The organism is Sphingobacterium sp. CZ-UAM (assembly GCF_002000245.1).
Taxonomy (GTDB): domain Bacteria; phylum Bacteroidota; class Bacteroidia; order Sphingobacteriales; family Sphingobacteriaceae; genus Sphingobacterium.
In genome coordinates this window covers 1,991,290-2,009,883 of sequence record NZ_MTCM01000001.1, presented here as the reverse complement: position 1 = coordinate 2,009,883, position 18,594 = coordinate 1,991,290, and the positions used below count along the sequence as shown (strand labels likewise).

The following is an 18,594-nucleotide window of genomic DNA, read 5'->3' as shown; positions in this document are numbered from 1 at the left end:
TATGTAGTTATAATGTAATATAAAATAAAAATTGGAACATTCGTTCATCTACTGTTTCTAGATTTAGTTTTTTTTATGAAATTTAGAATAGAAAACCTCTTAATTATAGGGGATGAAAAACAAATTAGACAAGTAAATAAACAGAAGAAAATGGCATTATTAGAAACACTGGAATGGCGTTATGCGACCAAAAAATACGATTCAACAAAAAAAGTTGATCAAACAGACGTGGATAAAATTATCGAAGCAGCTCGCATGGCACCGAGTTCTTCAGGTTTACAACCATTTCGTGTTATATTGATTACCGATCAGCAATTGAAAGAGCAGATTGTGCCAGTTGCCTGGGGGCAGCAAATTGTTGCAGAAAGCTCACATCTTTTGATTTTTGCGGCATGGGATAAATACACAGACGAGCGGATTGATTCAACTTTTGATCATATGAACAATCACCGGGGATTACCATTGGATACAACCGATGAATACAAAAACAGGTTGAAAGAGATGTTTGCTGCGCTTACTGAAGAACAGCAAGCAGCACATGCTGCTAAACAAGCCTATATTTCTTTTGGAATGGCCATTGCTCAAGCAGCAGAACTGAAAGTAGATGCTACACCAATGGAGGGATTTTCTAACGATGAGCTGGATAAATTATTGGGATTGGATAAAAGAGGCTTAAAAAGTGTTGTTTTGTTACCATTAGGCTATCGCTTAGGTGAGGAGGACTGGTTGTTGAAGCTGAAGAAATTTAGGGTGCCGAAAGACGAGTTTTTGATTCAACTACCGTAAAATAGGGGGTGATATTAGGATAACTATTGTTCTGTTAATAACAGGATTATAAAATTAATAGTGGCCAAAGAGATCTTTTCGGATATACTTTGGCCATTGTTATTATGGATCGGTCCTAAAATGAGTTATCGATTGCGATTAGTACCGCAGGTGTCTGTTATCGATCTTTGAACTGATGGGATATACATCTTTATGGATATCTATACCCACCTGAGACAAGGGTATTCCGGCCATGGTGGTTTCAGCTCCCTGGATATGGATATTTTTTTTATGATCTATGCTGACAGTCGCCCAGATAGGGTCTTGATAGACCAATGTCCGTCTTAGAATGTTATGCTTTTTGTAGAACTCTCCATCAAATGCTTTGCTTTCAAATGTATCACCTGCCCAGTAATAGGAGGCGCTATTGATTTGTACATAGTGAATGCCATTGATCTCATTATGATAGTTGAGATGGTGGTGGCCAGTCAGGACAAGTAAAATCTTATTGAATCCGGCCTCGATATTCAACTGCTCTAACAGATACCTGACTGCCATACCATTTTCTAATCCGCCATTGTCATTGTCCAAGCCTTGATGGCAAAAAATGATCACTTTGTCTTTGGTGCCGCGGATATCTTTTTTTAACCATTCCAGTTGCTGCTGACTGATACTGCGGGGGTAACCTGCAATTTTCTTGCTTTGGCTTTTTTCATTACCATCCAGGATAACAAAATGAAATCCCTGTTTGTCAAAAGAATAGTATGGAGCCGGGCTATTCCAGAAATCGTTTACCTGTTTTTTCGTGAATCCACCATCGGTATCATGATTGCCGATGACAAAGTGCCTTTCCCCTGTAAAACCGCTCCAGATATCCATTAATTCTTTATTTTCGGCTTTTGGGACGCAAAAATCTCCCAAGGAAATAATAAAGTCGGGATTTTCACGCTTCATCGCGTCAATAAAGAGTTGGGCCCGTCGTGCACCGTCGTGCATCAGATCATAATGGAGATCCGCGATAACGCCAAATTTAACGTTGTTAGTTTTGAGTACAGTGCTTTTTGTCGAGGTTGTAGGTGCACTTTTAAGGCTCTTGTTGACAAAGAGACCGCCTATGCCTAGACCGCCTAACTGGATGAATTTTTTTCGGTTGATCATAACGAATTGATAATACGGATTTTGTTAAACGCTACTTAGCTGAACTGTCTGACCCTTTTTCAGTCTGATATATTGAAGCTGTTTATCTTTTGGAAGCCGCTTTTTAGTTGAAATATCCTGAAGATCTGTATTTTCAAAAATACGGAAGATACCATCTTGACTAGCGGTTACTTTCAACAGCGTGATTTTGTTGTTGTTCTTTTCAGCGCTCACAATAAATCCACCCATTGTTCTCAGGTTTTTAAAGGATACATTTTTCCAATCCGTAGGGGTGGCCGGAAAAACTTCGATATAATCATTTTTGCTCTGAATTAACAATTCATGAATACCCTGTGCAAAGGCAAAATTTCCCTCTAACGTGAAAGGCCGATAAGTAAAATCAGAATATTGACCACCATTTTGGTCCCCATTGAGGTGGAATGAATTGATGGAACAAAAGTTATGCGCAAACTTCTGTAGGTTTACGACAGCCTGTTGACTTTGTTTCGCCCGCGCATGGAGACAGGCCATCCAGGAGAACGAATATCCGACCCAGGCCCGTGTACCCAATTGTTCTAAATGTGATAACGATTTTTCAATCAACGATTTATCTTGAGTGTTATTGATGTCAAGTATGCCTAAGGGATAAATAGCCATGTAGGGTGACATATGCCGGTGTGAATGTTTCATGCTCAAACCTTCTGCAACGCGGAGACCAGTTTCATCGATGGCAAAATTGGGTAATTCTGCGCCATACCCTGTCCATTCTTTTGCTGCTTCGGCTTTGCCGTTAGCTGTACTGACCTCGGCTGCTATAGCGAATAAATAATGTGCCAGGCTGAGATCAAAATTGGTCCAACTATTAAACCACGCGGCCGTGCTGTTATCATTATATTCTGGACTGCTGCTCAGGGGTAGATAGCGTTTCCCATCTTTGAGATAAGTAATATTTTTTAGGTAGGTCGCTGCTGCTATAATATAAGGGTACGCCTGTTCTTTTAAGAAAGTAGGATCCATACTGTACTTCCATTGCCAATAAAAATGTTGGGCTGTCCAGGCACTGACCGTAGGCGAGAGGGAGTATTGAATCCAACCGCCCATAGGATAGCCGTTCAAGGTCAGCACACCCGGGATATTCAATCCGTCGACACCAAAATATTGTTGGGTGTAAGCAAGGTTTTTCGGTCTGATTTTCCATAACCAATCCGTATAACTTTGTGCTTCATTCATTCGGTTGGCTGTATAAGCTGGCCAATAGCTCAGTTGGGTATTCAGATCATTATGAAAGTCGCCTTTCCAAGGTGGTAGTCCACCATTATCTGCTGTCCAGACCGCCTGCAAGGTTATTGCCGGCGCTCCTTGACGTGCTGTGGCCCCTAATTTATAAAGCTCCAGATAGTATTGTTTTTCGAGATCTTTTTCAGGAATGGAAATGTTGGATTTAGACCAATAGCTTGTCCACCATGCGAGATGGCTTCGCTTTGCTTTTTCAAATTGTTCGAGTGATAGCGGTTGTTTCTTGACCTTTTCATCATTACTGATTGTCCAATAGCCGATCAATTTGGTCGATGAGACTTTTTCCCAACATAACATGACTTCAAAAAAGTGATGATCATACGTTTCCTGATGTAATAGCTGCGCATTCCCCATTTTAACAATATTCCCCTGTTTGTAGCCCAATCGGGCTAAACTTTGACCATCGACAACACTTTTTTGCTCATCCGTATTGGTCTTGGTTTCATATTGATGTGGAATAAGCTCAGGGCCAAGGTCGCCAATGTCCTTCGCTGTAATTTCAAAATAACCCATTGGACTGGTTGCATGGATAAAAGAGGTCAGTGTTTTTCCATCATCGAATTTCAGTGTATGTACAGCAGTTTGTATATCCAGTACATTGGATACAACTTTTCCGAACTTAGCTAAGTTAAAGGTCATCGCCGCCGCAGGTAATTTGGTGGGATAGGGGGAACGGTCATAGGGTGAATCGCCCCACTGTTGGGCCGCTTGATAGCTGTTGCTTTTCAATTGCTGCTGTACCCATTTAAAATCATGTTTTTCGATCTCAAAAGCTTTTCGTTCATCCCAAAGATCAGCACGGTCCAAGGATAGCCGGATCGTATTTTCCTTTTTCCAGATCAATGCACCCAATTGACCGTTACCCAAAGGGATGGCCTCATCCCATCGTGTTGCGAGATCCGTAAGATTGAGATTATAAACAGCAGATGGCTGGGCACTAACTAGATGCGCAGCGAAAAATAAGAATATAAGAAAGCCGTATTTCATAATTTATGTGGATGGTTTTACAAATTTAGTAGTCATATCGATTAAATGCTGACACTATTTAGGCTTTTTTATAGCTTATTTTACCCTTGTTGTATCTTATTTTTCGCCTCTTGTATGCTATTTTTCCTTTCATATCTCCAAGAGCAAATCTGATGCTTCCACGCCCTGACCAATTAATAATAGCCCACCTTATCAGCTATCGCTGGAAAGATAGGGTAAATAGGTCGTATGATAGAAACAACAGCAACTTAGCACCAGAATAAAAGTATAAAAAGCAATGCTGACTACGATATCGTAACCAAATTGTTATAGGCAGTAAATGTAGACGTATGGCGCGAATAGGGGTAAAAACGAAGATTGATCCGTGTAAGGGTAATATCGATTATATTTCTGTTAATCTAGTTTTAGTATATCCCATTGTTCTTCTTTAAATTTATAAATCAATATCCAAACTGATGTTGACTAACTTGTAACTATCCAAATTAACTGATACTTGAATAGCTACATAAGAATTATAAATAAACCTAATAACTAATTAATATAGAATAGACCTTATTGCTATGAATAGAAAAATAATGGTGTTAGCATCATTGGCCTTAGTTGTAGCCTGCATTGCAATATTTACATTTCGCAAAGAAGAAACAATAGATTTTAGTGTAGATGTCAAACCGATATTGAATAAACATTGTATTACCTGTCATGGCGGCGTGAAGAAAAATGGCGGGCTTAGTTTTCTGTTCGAAAATGAAGCTTTTGCTAAAGCTGAGTCTGGCAAATCGGCGATTATCCGGGGGGATGCGGAACATAGTGAGTTTATCAAGAGATTGCTATCGGATGATCCCGAATTACGTATGCCTTACAACGCACCCAAACTGAGTGATGATGAGATCGATATTCTAAAAAGGTGGATTGATCAAGGTGCAAAGTGGGGCGAACATTGGGCCTATACTTTACCCAAAGAAGTTGAGGTACCCAAGACCTTTTCTTTTGCAGGATTATTTGGAATAAAACCCAAAGGGGTGAATAATGACATTGATTATTTTGTTCAGGATAAATTAAAGTCCAAAGATCTGACTTTTGCTGATGAAGCCGATCGGGCCACCCTATTAAGAAGACTTTATTTGGATCTCATCGGTATACCGCCCACCTTGGCCGAAACCCGTGCTTTTATCGAAGATGAGCGTGACGACGCGTATTCCCGTAGAGTTGATAGCTTATTAGCCTCCTCCAAATATGGTGAAAAATGGGCTAGTTGGTGGTTGGATATGGCGCGCTATGCAGATACCAAAGGTTATGAAAAAGATGGATCCCGTAGCATTTGGCCTTATCGGGACTGGGTGATTAAAGCACTAAATAAAGATATGCCTTACGACGAGTTTACGGTTGAACAGCTGGCCGGAGACCTCTTGCCTCAGCCAACAAAAGATCAGCTTATTGCGACAGCTTTTCACCGTAACACGATGAATAATGATGAAGGGGGAACTGATAGTGAAGAGTTTCGTATGGCGGCTGTCCTGGACCGTTTAAATACCAGTTATCAGGTATGGTTGAGTACAACATTTGAGTGTGTACAATGCCATAGCCACACCTATGACCCGTTTAAATTTGAAGAATACTATAAATCGCTGGCATTTTTCAATAATACAAGAGATGAAGATACCCAGGGGGATCATCCGAAGTTACGTTTTTATGCTGCGCAGGACGAAAAACGCATCGATAGCATTAAGCATTGGCTGGCAGCAAATGGAAATACAAACTTGGTGAAATCAGCAGACCTGTTTCTGCATACGCTAGAACCCAAGATTCATGCGCATTATAGCGATCAGATTGTGGATGGTGCATTGTATGATACAAAATGGCTTGGTGTACGCAACAGTGGATCGGCACGTCTGAAAGCAATTACGCTGGACGGCAAAAGACAGCTCTTTATGAACTTCTGGACTGATGCCGTCGGCGGGAAAATGGAGGTGCATCTTAATAGCCCCAACGGACCCCTGTTAAGCAATGTAGAGTTGCCGAAAACTTCAGGAAGACAGGTTATTCAGGCAGCGATTGTACCGACAACAGGCGTACATGATCTCTACCTGGTCTTTAAAAATGCAGCAGTTGCAGTTGGTCAGCCAATATGTATGATTGAATGGTTTGCTTTTCGCGAAGATTTTCCTCTTGGGAAACCGATGGAAAATCAGCATCTGCAACGTACCTTTTTGCAGCTCGTCAATCTACAGCCCGAAGGTGTGCCTGTTATGATCGAAAACCCGAAAGATATGCAGCGGAAAACCAATGTATTTATCCGTGGAAATCGTTTGTCTCTCGGCGCGGAAGTACAGCCCATGGTTCCGGAGTCACTAAATGATTTCCCTAAGGGAGCCCCTCGAAATCGTATGGGCTTTGCACAATGGATTGTGAGTAAAGAAAATCCATTGACTGCCCGTACTTTGGTTAACCGCGTCTGGGCGCAGCTCTTTGGTCGGGGACTGGTTGAACCTCTAGGTGATATGGGCACTCAGAGCACACCGCCAATCCATCGTGAATTATTGGATTATCTGGCCCTGGATCTTATGAACGGAAAAAAATGGGGCATGAAGAAGTTGATTCGTGAAATCGTCCTCTCAGGTACATATAGGCAATCTTCGACACTAAATAGTGATAATGTAAAAAAAGATCCACAGAATTATTATCTGGCAAGAGGACCCCGATTCCGACTTTCCGCAGAGCAGATCCGCGATCAGGCTTTGGCTGTCAGTGGCTTGTTAAGCAATAAAATGTATGGCCCTAGTGTCATGCCTTATCAACCGGATGGGGTTTGGATGACTGTATATAGCGGTGAGTCCTGGGTGAAAAGTGAAGGCGAAGATCAGTTCAGACGCGGTGTGTATACTTTCCTAAAACGTACCAGTCCTTACCCTTCCTTTGTCTCCTTTGATGCATCGAGTAGGGAGGTCTGTCTGGTTGATCGTATACGGACAAATACACCATTACAGGCTTTGACGACGCTCAATGATCCTGTATATCTTGAAGCTGCAAAACATTTGGGCGAGATCATGGAGCGGGAAGGCAAAGGAAATACAAAAAATAGTATCGGTGCAGGCTACCGAAGGGCGATGCTCCGGGAGGCTGATCCAAAGAAGATTGCCGATCTCGAACTGCTCTACCAAAAAGCGCTTGCTGAATTTAACAAAACACCAGCCTCAGCAGCGAAATACCTGGGCGGTGATTTGGCAAAAGAGAATAGCAAAAACCTGTCATCCAAAGCCGCTTACATGTTGGTGGCAAATGCCTTATTGAATTTAGATGAATTTTTGACAAAATCATAAGGAATAGACGCAAAGGTAATTGATGTGAGTGAGTGAGTGAGTGAGTGAGTGAGTGAGTGAGTGAGTGAGTGAGTGAGTGAGTGAGTGAGTGAGTGAGTGAGTGAGTGCGATGGACGGAAGCTTAAAATAATAGATAAACAAAGATAATAGCAGGTTCTTGATAGAATGATACTGTTACAAAAGATTTACTTGAATGAAAGATCTGAATAAACTAATTGAAGAGGCACAGCAATCTGAATTGAAGGCTGTGACAAGAAGACATTTCCTGAAAGATTGCGTCGCTGGTATCGGTAGCATTGCACTTGGAGGCCTATTGGCAAGTTGCGGTGGATGGGATTCATCGAATTCTAAAGGGAGTCTGGATCTCAATGCCCTAAATCCATTGATCCCTAAATCGCCACATTTCCCAGGTAAAGCCAAAAGTGTCATCTATCTACATATGGCAGGAGCCCCTTCACAGCTTGAACTCTTTGATTATAAGCCTGCATTGCAGAAACTGCATAATCAACCCTGTCCACAATCACTTTTGGCAGGTAAGAAGTTCGCCTTTATTCGAGGGGTGCCTAAAATGCTGGGGCCACAGGCTACCTTCAAGCAATATGGTCAAAGTGGCGCTTGGGTATCTGATCATTTACCACATTTCAGTAAGGTAGTTGATGATGTTAGTTTTTTGAAAGCTGTTCATACCGATCAGTTTAATCATGGACCGGCACAGCTGTTTATGCATACCGGGAGTGCCCGTCTGGGACGTCCGAGTATCGGTTCATGGGTGACCTATGGTCTAGGCTCTGAAAATAGCAATTTACCGGGTTTTGTGGTGTTAACTTCTGGTGGTAAAACACCGGATGCAGGAAAAAGTGTCTGGGGAAGTGGATTTCTACCATCAGTTTATCAGGGGGTCCAATGTCGTTCGAAAGGAGATCCCGTCCTGTATATTGCTGACCCTGAAGGGATGGATCGGGATATGAAGCGAAATCTTATTGATGCGATCAATAAGGTGAATAAAACAGAGTATGACACATTTAAAGATCCAGAGACACTGTCCCGGATTGCGCAATATGAAATGGCTTATAAAATGCAGGTTGCTGTACCGGAGGTGATGAATATCAATAATGAACCGGCCTATATCCATGAATTATATGGTACCGAGCCCGGAAAGGAATCTTTTGCAAATAATTGCCTATTGGCACGCAAGCTCGTTGAGCAGGGGGTACGCTTTGTACAATTATTTGATTGGGGCTGGGATAGCCATGGTACCAATGCATCTGACTCGATAGATCTTGGGTTTCGAAATAAATGTCGGGAGATTGATCGCCCGATGACAGCACTGATTTTGGATCTAAAACAGCGTGGTCTACTCGAAGATACACTGGTGGTCTGGGGTGGTGAGTTTGGGCGGACGCCAATGCAGGAAAATCGGGATAATAGTGATATGCCGTTCCTGGGACGCGATCATCATACGGATGCCTATACCATTTGGATGGCGGGCGGAGGGATACGCAATGGCATCAGTTATGGACAAACGGACGATATCGGTTTTACGGGTGTAGAAGGAAGGGCTTCCGTACACGATGTCCATGCAACCATGCTCCATCTCCTTGGCTTTGACCACGAAAAATTTACTTATGAATTTCAGGGCCGACCATTCCGTTTGACGGATGTGGAAGGTGAACTTATACAAGCGATTATTTAACTAATGAAACGATTCCTATTACTAATACTTCTGTTAGCCAATTTTTTTGCAGTTTTGGCGCAAAAGAAAGAGAACCTACATATCAAATATTATTGTACCAATTGGGGAAATGCCGATTCCTGGGAGCAGTTTTGTGCGCGTGTTAAGAAAGCAGGTTATCAGGGTGTCGAAGCCTGGCTACCTGGAGATCAGAAAGAACGGAAGGAAATGACGGATGCCCTACAAAAATACGGTCTGAGCCTAGGCTTGCTTTCCGGTGGTTCTGGAGCTTCCTTCGAACAATACCGTGAAAGCTTTAAACGTAATCTGGAAGAAGCTGCAAGTATGAAACCTGATTATATCAACTGCCATACAGGTAAGGAATATTATTCCTTTGAACAAAATAAGCAATTGATCGACATTGGCCAGGTTGTCATGGAAAAACAGCATGTTCCGGTATACCATGAAACGCATCGCGGTAGATTTAGCTTTGCAGCGCATCTGACCAAAGATTACTTAGCAAAGATTCCTTCCTTAAGGCTTGCTCTGGATATTTCACATTGGTGCAACGTACATGAGTCTCTACTCGGTGACCAGCAAGAAGCGGTAGCTTTGGCGCTTGCCCGGACGGAACATATCCATGCCCGGATCGGGCACCCTGAAGGACCACAGGTCAATGATCCTGCGGCACCGGAATGGAAAAATACCGTCGGTCAACATTTGGCCTGGTGGGATGAGATCGTTAAGCAGCATAAACAAAATGGAGCTAAAGTGTTGACCATCACCACAGAGTTTGGTCCGGCGGGCTATCTGCCAACACTACCTTTTACGCAGCAACCCGTAGCTGACCAATGGTCGGTAAATGTATATATGTTGAACTTACTCAAAGACAGGTATAAAGAATGATGGTTTTCCTTGAAGAATTGATGGCCTTTTTGGGACGCTTTCATCCCATCTTAGTGCATTTACCCATCGGAATTTTATTGATCGCATTTGTGATGGCATTTTTGGAGCTATTCAAGAAGGAAAATCCATACCGGCCTGCGATTAGGTTATCCTTGTTATTAGGTAGTATAGCAGCTGTATTTGCGGCGCTCTCAGGATTTCTGCTTTCGCGCAATGGTGGTTACGAAATAGAGGTGCTCAATTACCACCAATGGTTGGGCATTGTGGTGGCAGGATGCAGTATACTGCTCTATATGCTCTATCGTGAAAAAAGTGAAACGTTGCAATGGACAATAAAGATCGTTGGGTTTCGCTTTTGGTTATTTTTGATCCTGGTCGTATTGCTGGGAATCACAGGACACTACGGTGGTACCTTGACACATGGCAAGGGTTACTTTATTGAGGCGATGCCGCAAGCAATGAAAAAGACTTTTGGCGTGAAGGAGAGCAGCGAAGAGGTATTAATCGTTGAGAATGTACAGGAGGCTGCTGTATATGATGGTATTATTCAGCCTATCCTCAAACAGCGTTGTCAAAGCTGTCATGGTGATCGTAAACAGGAGGGAGGATTGGCCTTACATACAAAGGAAAGCCTGCTAAAAGGAGGCGAGAACGGTAAAGTACTGGTCGATAGCAAGTCCAAAGAAAGTGAGCTGTATGCACGATTGATCTTACCGGAAGGGCACAAAAAAAGAATGCCACCAAAAGGACGTACACCAATCAGTCCTGACCAGATCAAATTGATCGCCTGGTGGATTGATCAAGGAGCGAATTTCGATAAAAAAGTGAATCAACTCACACAGACCAAAGAAATAGCAGTAATATTGAAAAAGCTAGAAACAGGGGAGCAGGAAGCTTCCCAGGTATTGTATGCAGATTTTCCCAAAGCACCCGATTTACCAAAGGATAAAGTCGATGCCTGGCAGGCAAAAGGTATTAAAATCATTCCTGTGGCTAAAGAAAATAATCTCGTGCTGGTCAATGCCATCAACTACCCACAGTTTAATGATAAGGATCTGCAAGATCTGTTGGCCATTAAAGAGAATATCGTTCAGCTGAAACTCGGACATACAGCCATTACAGACCAGGCTTTTTCTACCATAAAATCCATGCCTGTCATCTCGCGTTTGCATCTCGAGAACACAAAGGTCTCTGACGGTGGTTTGTCACAATTGAAAGGACTGCAAAAGTTGATTTATCTCAATCTGGTGGGAACAAAAGTAACTGCAAAGGGTTTGTCGAATTTGAAGGATGTTCCTAATCTGAAAAATGTATATATCTACCAAACGGGAAGCCAGGACAGTACGGTCTTAAAGGCATTACATGGTAAGGTTCGTATTGACACGGGTAATTACCGATTGCCATTTATCGCTACGGATACAGTCAGGTTCTAGCGATGATAAAATACAGATCAAGTCGTATGATCCATTGACGATAATACGGCTGTATAGATACTTAGTCTATACTGAAACAATACTTAGTCAATACTTAAAGGGTATTGGAGACCTGACTTGTGGTTATTAGAAAGAAGCGATTGGAGGAGGATAGCGTTTATAGCATATTTGGAAAGAGGGTGTAGGGAATGCGAACAAAATTGAATAAAAATAGGGTATCCGATCTCTTCGGATACCCTATTTTATTTGTCGTGTATAAATACTGCGGGTTATTTCTCAGTATTTTCCAATAGGCTGATCGCATCGTAAAGTACACCAGCCTCGCCTCTGAAAGTTCCCGAACCTTCGGGTTTATTGTCTTTGGTATACCATTCGTAGAAGCCTTTATTTTTAATAACACGCGCCAACATGGGCTTGATCTGCGCGTAGGCTTCCTGTTGGAAACCATGTTTAACCAATTGTTGGATCATTCTTCCTCCAAACCAGGTCCAGTCTCCACCATTTTGGTAACCATAGGGATACATGCCTTTGTTCTTGAAGAAGCCGGCCGGATAGGTCGGGTATATAGTTAGACCAATGGTGGCAGCACCGGCATCCTTTACATTTTTGATCATCTTGTCCAAAGACGTTTTGATCTGCTCTTTGCTGAGCAGGTTCGCCTCAATGGCAATCGCAGTTCCGCCGTGGTAGTAGATTTGGTTTTCATCAAAATCTTTCGGAAACGGCGAACCTTTGATATAGATATGTGGAATGAATTTTTGATTTTTATCATCCCAGAGATGTTTCATCGTATTGCTTGCGATCATCTCCCGAACCTTGCCCCATTTTTCCTTTTTCTCAGGGAAAAGGTCAATGTAATTGTCCAGTGCGATTAAAAACATGGCATTATCGTAAATGTCCAGTGCAATATGGGAACTTTCATCTAAATGCACACCCCAGTCATGCTCGGGTTGTACATCACCCCAATCGACCGTTGTGGCACCCCACAGTAGACCGTAGGTGCTATTATAGCGCTTATCCATGAGAAATTGCAATGCTTGCTCCATGCGATCTTTTACACTTGTTGCCCCTATTTTTTGTTCCAGAAAAACGGTATCCTTGGTTGCGACGACGTATTTATGTACTGCTTGGATCAGGGATGTTTCCTGATCGGTTTCAACCGTATTTTTATGCCCGGCATATTCTGGTGCCAGGGTATTCGTGATTGTATAATAATCGGAAACGCCATTCTTCAGGCTGGATTTTTTGACAAAACCATCAGCGATATTGCCATCGGTACCCTGCAATTTAAAAAATATGCCCAATTGATCTTTGATCTGATCATGGGGATGTACTTTGGAGGCCAAGGTGATAAAGGTATTATAATCCCTGATCCACACTTCACTATAGCCGTCTCCGGCATTGAATCCAGCTTTGATCACATTGGTCGCCATATCTTTAACGACCTGAAAGCTACTATCCTGGGGAGCGCTTTGCTGTGTGTTGCTGCTGGTAGATTTTTTTCCTCCGCTATTGCAGGATAAGATTAACAATGATGTAGATAGCGCGAAATATAAATTTCTCATGATGCTGTTTTTTATCGTTAGTATACTTAAATTAACATTTAGCGTCTTTGACAAAAGACTGTATGACCTTCGCTTGACTAGCGCCCAGATTACGGAGTGAATAAGATTTCGCAGCCGCGGGAACAGCAAATGTCTCTGCATAATGGAAGATTTTTTTCATTCCATTGGCAGTCGTCAGTTCTACGGCTTCCCCCTCAACGAGCATCATAATATGGCATTGACTCTTTGTTTCAATGCGCACTTCTTCTTCAAATTCGTATCTGAAGACATCATAGAAATGATCTTCATGTGTCGGTAAATGTACCTTTATCGACTGCGTATCCAGTACTTCGATCTGGGGTTGTGACAAGAGCGTATTTTTAACAACATCACCTTTCCGGTTAAAGTTGAGATTGGAGAAAGCTCTATCGATATTCAATGGGCGCGGCTTCCCATCTAAATCTGGACGTACCCAGTCGTACATCTTAAAGGTATAGTTGTATGGGGTGGCACTGATTTCCAGCACAAGGTTATTGGTACCGGAAGAGTGCACAGTACCATGCGGAATCAGATACAGTTGGTGTTTTTGAGATTCAAACTTTTGGACGTACCTGTCAATTGCAATGGGCTCACCCGTATGGAAACTATCTTCAAGTACAGTCCGGAACTGGTCGGCATCAATATCCTCCTGGAATCCCAAATAGACCTGAGCGTCTCCTTTTCTGTCAACGATGTAATAGGATTCATCCTGTGTGAAATTTTCTCCAAACTCCGTTTTGGCATAACTTGGGCTAGGGTGGCACTGAATCGAAAGATTGCCGCCATCAAAGGTGTCAAGAAAGTTGAACCGGATTGGGAATTCAACGTCAAAACGTCGCTCTGCAGTGCCCAATATATTTGGACTTTCCTGAAACATCAGTTGGTCAAATGAAATTTCGAGCACCTGTCCATTGCTTTCAAGTAATATACCATTTTCGGGGACGATCATCTCAAAAGACCAAGCATAGTTTTTTGCCTGTTGATCGATGCCCGTTAAATGTTCCTTCATCCATTGTCCACCCCAGACTCCAGGTTCAAATGTTGGTCTTACCCGAAAATAGTTTTCGGACATGGCATGTAAGGTTTCTTTTAAGTCGCTTCCTATAATCCAGGGTAGATTTTCCTGAGATTGCTGATCGGCTAGGATCTCCACCCGGGGTAATATCGTCCGCTTGTGTCGGTTAAGAAGTTCCCAGTCGACAAAATAGTAACGTTTGTAAAGTTCTTTCTGATCCGTGTGCTTCGCACAAGCCAAATTCCAGGCCTGCCCGGCACGCATCCGTTGGATAAGCACATTTTTTGGCAGATCGATGTACATTACTTTACTGGTGCTATCCAAAAGTGCTGCTCCCGGACCGTAAAAGATGACATATTCATTGGCAGCTGTATTGTTTAGCATTTCCTCAAAAGCGGCCAGCTTTACGGCATCAAAATATGCGGCCAGTTGGAGGGGCGCTTTTTTTCCAAATAATGGATCATTGCCACCCAGATAGGGGGCGACCTTCTCCTGAATGCTCGATTCAGGTAAGAATGCGGTTTCCATTGAAACAAACCTTACCGTTAATCCGCGTTTAACAAATTCCTGCTGAATCTGTGCCACAGGTACTTCCCAATTTACGCCAACAAATCCATCTATGTAGTGTATATCATGTTCGACAAGGTGATCGACCAACTCATAATATGAGTTTGACAATTTGCCCTGAACTGGAAATGTAGGTAAGATGTCGTATTGAAAAGATGTCGTTTGAGTATTGGAATACATAAGATGTTATTTATTGCGTATTTAAAAATTGACTTGATTGATATAATGTTTTTAAAATGATATTATGCGTTTTGATTGCTGGGATTTTTCTTAGATTTTTCAATCCAATATTTTTCTATATCTTCCAAAGGTTTACCTTTTGTTTCGGGCAGATAGCCCAATACAACGATAAAAGCTATTGCACAGAAGAAAGCGAATAACCAAAAGGTATAATGGGCACCCCAGGATGCAAGCAAAATCGGCGTCAGCTGTCCAACGATAGCATCGGAAATCCACATAACCATAATGCTTATCCCCATTGCGCGCGCTCGTATGGCATTGGGAAATATTTCGGCTGCTACTACAAATTTCAATGGACCGATAGAAAAAGCAAAGAAAAACAAGAATAAGAGGATGGAAACAATCAATGCAACATTGTTTGTCTGTTCCAGGCTGAAAAGATAGCCTGTCGCAATCAAACTGATGGTCGCACCCAATGTACCTAAAATATATAAAGGTCTTCTTCCCCAATTATCTACCTTCCAGATAGCAAAGCAGGTAAATAAGACATTCGCAGCGCCGAAAAACAATTGCGCGTGATAGGAATTAGCTAAGGAAATACCCGATTCAAGGAGGATACTGGGACCGTAATACACAATCGCATTGATCCCGCTTAGCTGGGAAAACAAGGGTAGAAATAAGCCCAGGAGAAAAGCTCTACGGTAAATAGGAGAAAATAACTCGCGGATATTTCCTTTGGCCGGACTAGGCGAATCATGTAGATCTGTCAGACCAAGTTTGGCGCTAATGACCGCGACCTCTTCGTTGCGTCCATTTTTTGCAAGCCAACGGGGACTTTCGGGAATAAAATAAACGCCGAAACAGAGTAGGATAGCAGGGACCGCGCCAACTAGAAACATCCCGCGCCAAAGTTCTGTCTGCGGCAAGGATTGCAATTGTAGAATAAAATAATTACTAATATAAGCGATCAGGATACCAAAGGTGATCGCCAGTTGATAACAGGTAACCGATCTGCCTCTGAATTTGCTGGGTGATATTTCGGCAAGATAAAGTGGCACAACGATAGAAGCAATGCCCACGCCTAGTCCTCCGATCCCCCTGCTCAGAATTAGCAAAATATAGTTGGGACTCAATCCGCAACCGATCGCAGATAATAAGAAAAGTAAGGACGCGACAATGAAGGCCTGTTTACGACCGTATTTGTCTGTAAAAGATCCTGTAAAAAATACACCTATAATGCAACCGATCAGTGCTGAACTAACAAAAACACCTTCCTGTGCTGGTGACAGTCCGAAAAACTGCTTCACCAGCGGCAAAGCCCCGGCTATAACGGCCATATCAAACCCGAAAAGTAGCCCCCCCAGTGAAACGATGCATAAAATAATGATAAAATTCTTAGACATATCTGGTTTATAAGTTTTATATGTATATACATACAAACATATGTCTATTTTTTTAATTATGCAAAAAATCTTATTTTAGCCTAAGCAATATTATGTAATGAATTTAAAAATAGATCACAAAAGTCCAGTTCCACTGCATATACAGGCAGAAAATCTATTGCGGGAGTTGATAAAACAACCGGAATATATCGAAGGAAAGCTATTGCCTAATGAGATCGAACTGGCTAAGCGATTGGCTATTTCCCGCTCCACTTTGCGCCTGGCGATTAATAAGCTGGTATATGAAGAGCTATTGACCAGAAAGAAAGGTATCGGCACGAAGGTTGCCAGTTCCAAATTCAGTTCCAAATCCAAAAATTGGCTGAGCTTTTCGCAGGAGATGAAAAATCGCGGGATTGAGGTAAAGAATTTCGAGCTACACGTGAGCTGGGTGGTACCCGATAAGGCCATTACACAATTTTTTGCTGTTGATGAGGATCAAAAGCTGTTGAAATTGGAGCGACTACGCGGCAAGAAGGATGATCCATTCGTCTATTTTATCTCTTATTTCCATCCACGTATCGGTTTGACGGGAGACGAAGATTTTAAACGTCCCTTGTATGAAATATTGGAAGCCGACTATCATGTGGTAGCGGATCTATCACAAGAGGAAATCGATGCCGTTGCAGCAAATAAATTTATCGCAGATAAGCTCGAAATTAATATCGGTGATCCTATTTTGTCACGCAAGCGATTTGTTTTCGATCAGTCTGGAAAGCCAATTGAATATAATCTAGGTTTCTATCGTGCAGAAAGTTTTACCTACACGGTTGAGAGCCGAAGAGATTATTAAAACGTGAAATGATCCAGTAGCGGCTAGTTAGTGGATCATTTCATTGATTGCATTATTGCTGATGAGTAGCCGTTTCCGATGCCCATTGGTTGATCATTGCAATAGCTTTGCTCAATACACCCGCCGATCCCTTGAATTTTCCGGATCCACTTGGGACGTCGTTTTTCCCGTACCATTCATAAAAACCTTTATTCTTGACCACACGATCGATCATTGGCTGTAGTTCATCGTAGGCTTCCTGATAGAAACCATGTTGGATCAGCTGCTGAATCATTCTGCCACCAAACCAGGTCCAGTCACCACCATTCTGATAGTGATAAGGCTCGGCCATCCAACCTTTAAAAAATCCTTCGGGGTAGGTCGGGTAAAGGGTGAGACCAATACTTGGCATACCTGAGAGGCGTACATTTTCGAGCATCTGCTTATTGACAGTTGCTATTTCGCTCCGTTTGAGCAAGCCGGCTTCAATTGCAACTGCCGTTCCGCCATGGTAATGAATCTTGTTTTCATCGAAACCTTTAGGAAGGGGAGATGACTTTGGATAGATATGGGGAATAAATTTTTGCCTTTTCTGATCCCAGAGATAGCGTCGGCTGTTTGTTTCAAGCTCTTTTTTAAAGGCCTTCCAGTCAGCGGTCTTCGCCGCATTGGGTTGTATTTCGATCAACAGCTGTAGGGCAATGATGAGCATGGCATTGTCGTATACATCAATGGCCTCATTTGAAAGCTGGTTCCAATCGCAACCAAAATCGTCATGCGGCTGTACATCCCCCCAATCTGCAGTCATTGCCCCCCAGAGCAGCTTATACTTTGTATTGTACCGCTCTCGTTTGAGGTAGTCCAGCATAAGCTGCACCCTTTCTTTGACGGAAAGTCCACCGATGGATTCGTCAAGAATACTGTAATCCTTGGTTTTCTGTATGTATTTGCCCAGTAACTGAATCAAAGAGCTCTCCTGGTCAGTCTCGACCGTATTTTTAAACCCGACATGATCGGGTGCATTTTTTGAATAATAGGGAGTATCGTCATGCCAGGTAAAATCTTTCTTGAGCACATAGCCGTCTACCATCTCGCCGTTAGGCTGTTGCATTTGGAAAAACAGGAGAATCGCACCGCGGACATCGGCAGCAGATCTTTCTTCCAATGCAGTTTCAATAAAAGTATTGAGATCCCGCGCCCAGATCTGCGAATAACCACTCCCGGCATTAAAACCTTCTTTGATGACCTGTCGGGCCAAACTGTCTACATAGGTTAACTTTTGATCAGCTAAAATGGTTTGTGCCAGCTTAAGTGCTGTCCCTTTTGATGCTGCTTTTTGCTGAGCGGACAGGCTGCTTCCGAATAAAATAAATGTAAGACTTAAAAATGTCAGTTTTCTTTTCATGAGAACTAGTGTTAGTGGTTGAATTATTGAAGCATTTCAGTAGCCTTTACGTATGATTTGTTAAATTAAGAGTGATGATCGCTGATTTTAAATTGGCCTTGATGAATGAAAGCTTCT

The 18,594-nt window shown here is 42.5% G+C and carries 12 protein-coding genes; 6 read left to right on the top strand and 6 right to left on the bottom strand.

Annotated features, from left to right (window positions below; all coding sequences use genetic code 11):
- The first annotated feature begins 150 nt into the window (after positions 1 to 150).
- The gene (locus BWD42_RS08500; protein ID WP_077435917.1) at positions 151 to 786 is read left to right on the top strand and encodes a nitroreductase family protein; all 636 of its coding nucleotides are present in this window, start codon (positions 151 to 153) and stop codon (positions 784 to 786) included.
- 138 nt (positions 787 to 924) lie between these two features.
- On the opposite strand, the gene BWD42_RS08495 is transcribed toward BWD42_RS08500, so the two are convergent.
- Together BWD42_RS08495 and BWD42_RS08490 are read right to left on the bottom strand one after the other, a co-directional pair.
- Positions 925 to 1,923, bottom strand: a complete 999-nt coding sequence (locus BWD42_RS08495) for a metallophosphoesterase family protein (RefSeq protein ID WP_077434979.1) — start codon at positions 1,921 to 1,923, stop codon at positions 925 to 927.
- A gap of 24 nt (positions 1,924 to 1,947) precedes the next feature.
- Positions 1,948 to 4,185 (bottom strand): glycosyl hydrolase family 95 catalytic domain-containing protein, encoded by a 2,238-nt coding sequence (locus BWD42_RS08490; RefSeq protein ID WP_139351067.1) that lies wholly within the window; start codon positions 4,183 to 4,185, stop codon positions 1,948 to 1,950.
- A 560-nt stretch (positions 4,186 to 4,745) separates the two neighbouring features.
- Between BWD42_RS08490 and BWD42_RS08485 the strand changes: the two genes are divergently transcribed.
- From BWD42_RS08485 to BWD42_RS08470, 4 genes are all read left to right on the top strand, one after another.
- Complete coding sequence (locus tag BWD42_RS08485; protein WP_077434977.1) at positions 4,746 to 7,502, top strand: DUF1553 domain-containing protein; 2,757 nt, start codon at positions 4,746 to 4,748, stop codon at positions 7,500 to 7,502.
- Between the two features lie 193 nt (positions 7,503 to 7,695).
- Entirely contained in the window at positions 7,696 to 9,195 is a 1,500-nt protein-coding gene (locus BWD42_RS08480) for a DUF1501 domain-containing protein (protein ID WP_077434975.1), read from the top strand.
- Positions 9,196 to 9,198: 3 nt separating this feature from the next.
- Entirely contained in the window at positions 9,199 to 10,080 is an 882-nt protein-coding gene (locus tag BWD42_RS08475; RefSeq protein WP_077434973.1) for a sugar phosphate isomerase/epimerase family protein, read from the top strand.
- On the top strand, positions 10,077 to 11,513 hold the full coding sequence (locus BWD42_RS08470) for a c-type cytochrome domain-containing protein (RefSeq protein WP_254846197.1): 1,437 nt from the start codon (positions 10,077 to 10,079) through the stop codon (positions 11,511 to 11,513). Before BWD42_RS08475 ends, BWD42_RS08470 begins: the two co-directional genes overlap by 4 nt.
- A gap of 269 nt (positions 11,514 to 11,782) precedes the next feature.
- Here BWD42_RS08470 and BWD42_RS08465 read toward each other — a convergent pair whose 3' ends face one another.
- The 3 genes from BWD42_RS08465 to BWD42_RS08455 all read right to left on the bottom strand — a co-directional run bounded on the left by BWD42_RS08465 (position 11,783) and on the right by BWD42_RS08455 (position 16,261).
- Positions 11,783 to 13,078, bottom strand: coding sequence for an amylo-alpha-1,6-glucosidase (locus BWD42_RS08465; RefSeq protein WP_077434971.1), 1,296 nt, complete (start codon positions 13,076 to 13,078; stop codon positions 11,783 to 11,785).
- A 31-nt stretch (positions 13,079 to 13,109) separates the two neighbouring features.
- A complete protein-coding gene (locus BWD42_RS08460) occupies positions 13,110 to 14,858 on the bottom strand; it encodes a class I mannose-6-phosphate isomerase (RefSeq protein WP_077434969.1) in 1,749 nt (582 codons plus the stop codon).
- A 62-nt stretch (positions 14,859 to 14,920) separates the two neighbouring features.
- Entirely contained in the window at positions 14,921 to 16,261 is a 1,341-nt protein-coding gene (locus tag BWD42_RS08455; RefSeq protein WP_077434967.1) for a sugar porter family MFS transporter, read from the bottom strand.
- A 97-nt stretch (positions 16,262 to 16,358) separates the two neighbouring features.
- Here BWD42_RS08455 and BWD42_RS08450 point away from each other — a divergent pair, with 97 nt between their 5' ends.
- Positions 16,359 to 17,093: a GntR family transcriptional regulator gene (locus tag BWD42_RS08450; protein WP_077434965.1), complete on the top strand. Its 735-nt coding sequence runs from the start codon at positions 16,359 to 16,361 to the stop codon at positions 17,091 to 17,093.
- Positions 17,094 to 17,145: 52 nt separating this feature from the next.
- Here the strand turns inward: BWD42_RS08450 and BWD42_RS08445 are convergent, their stop codons facing one another.
- Positions 17,146 to 18,477, bottom strand: a complete 1,332-nt coding sequence (locus BWD42_RS08445; RefSeq protein ID WP_077434963.1) for a hypothetical protein — start codon at positions 18,475 to 18,477, stop codon at positions 17,146 to 17,148.
- Positions 18,478 to 18,594 lie beyond the last annotated feature (117 nt).

Excerpts from the sequence above, each read along its gene's own strand:
- BWD42_RS08465 (WP_077434971.1), bottom strand. The coding sequence starts at position 13,078 with ATGAGAAATTTATATTTCGCGCTATCTACATCATTGTTAATCTTATCC.
- BWD42_RS08445 (WP_077434963.1), bottom strand. The coding sequence starts at position 18,477 with ATGAAAAGAAAACTGACATTTTTAAGTCTTACATTTATTTTATTCGGA.
- BWD42_RS08480 (WP_077434975.1), top strand. The coding sequence starts at position 7,696 with ATGAAAGATCTGAATAAACTAATTGAAGAGGCACAGCAATCTGAATTG.
- BWD42_RS08495 (WP_077434979.1), bottom strand. The coding sequence starts at position 1,923 with ATGATCAACCGAAAAAAATTCATCCAGTTAGGCGGTCTAGGCATAGGC.
- BWD42_RS08500 (WP_077435917.1), top strand. The coding sequence starts at position 151 with ATGGCATTATTAGAAACACTGGAATGGCGTTATGCGACCAAAAAATAC.
- BWD42_RS08450 (WP_077434965.1), top strand. The coding sequence starts at position 16,359 with ATGAATTTAAAAATAGATCACAAAAGTCCAGTTCCACTGCATATACAG.
- BWD42_RS08490 (WP_139351067.1), bottom strand. The coding sequence starts at position 4,185 with ATGAAATACGGCTTTCTTATATTCTTATTTTTCGCTGCGCATCTAGTT.
- BWD42_RS08460 (WP_077434969.1), bottom strand. The coding sequence starts at position 14,858 with ATGTATTCCAATACTCAAACGACATCTTTTCAATACGACATCTTACCT.
- BWD42_RS08470 (WP_254846197.1), top strand. The coding sequence starts at position 10,077 with ATGATGGTTTTCCTTGAAGAATTGATGGCCTTTTTGGGACGCTTTCAT.
- BWD42_RS08475 (WP_077434973.1), top strand. The coding sequence starts at position 9,199 with ATGAAACGATTCCTATTACTAATACTTCTGTTAGCCAATTTTTTTGCA.
- BWD42_RS08485 (WP_077434977.1), top strand. The coding sequence starts at position 4,746 with ATGAATAGAAAAATAATGGTGTTAGCATCATTGGCCTTAGTTGTAGCC.
- BWD42_RS08455 (WP_077434967.1), bottom strand. The coding sequence starts at position 16,261 with ATGTCTAAGAATTTTATCATTATTTTATGCATCGTTTCACTGGGGGGG.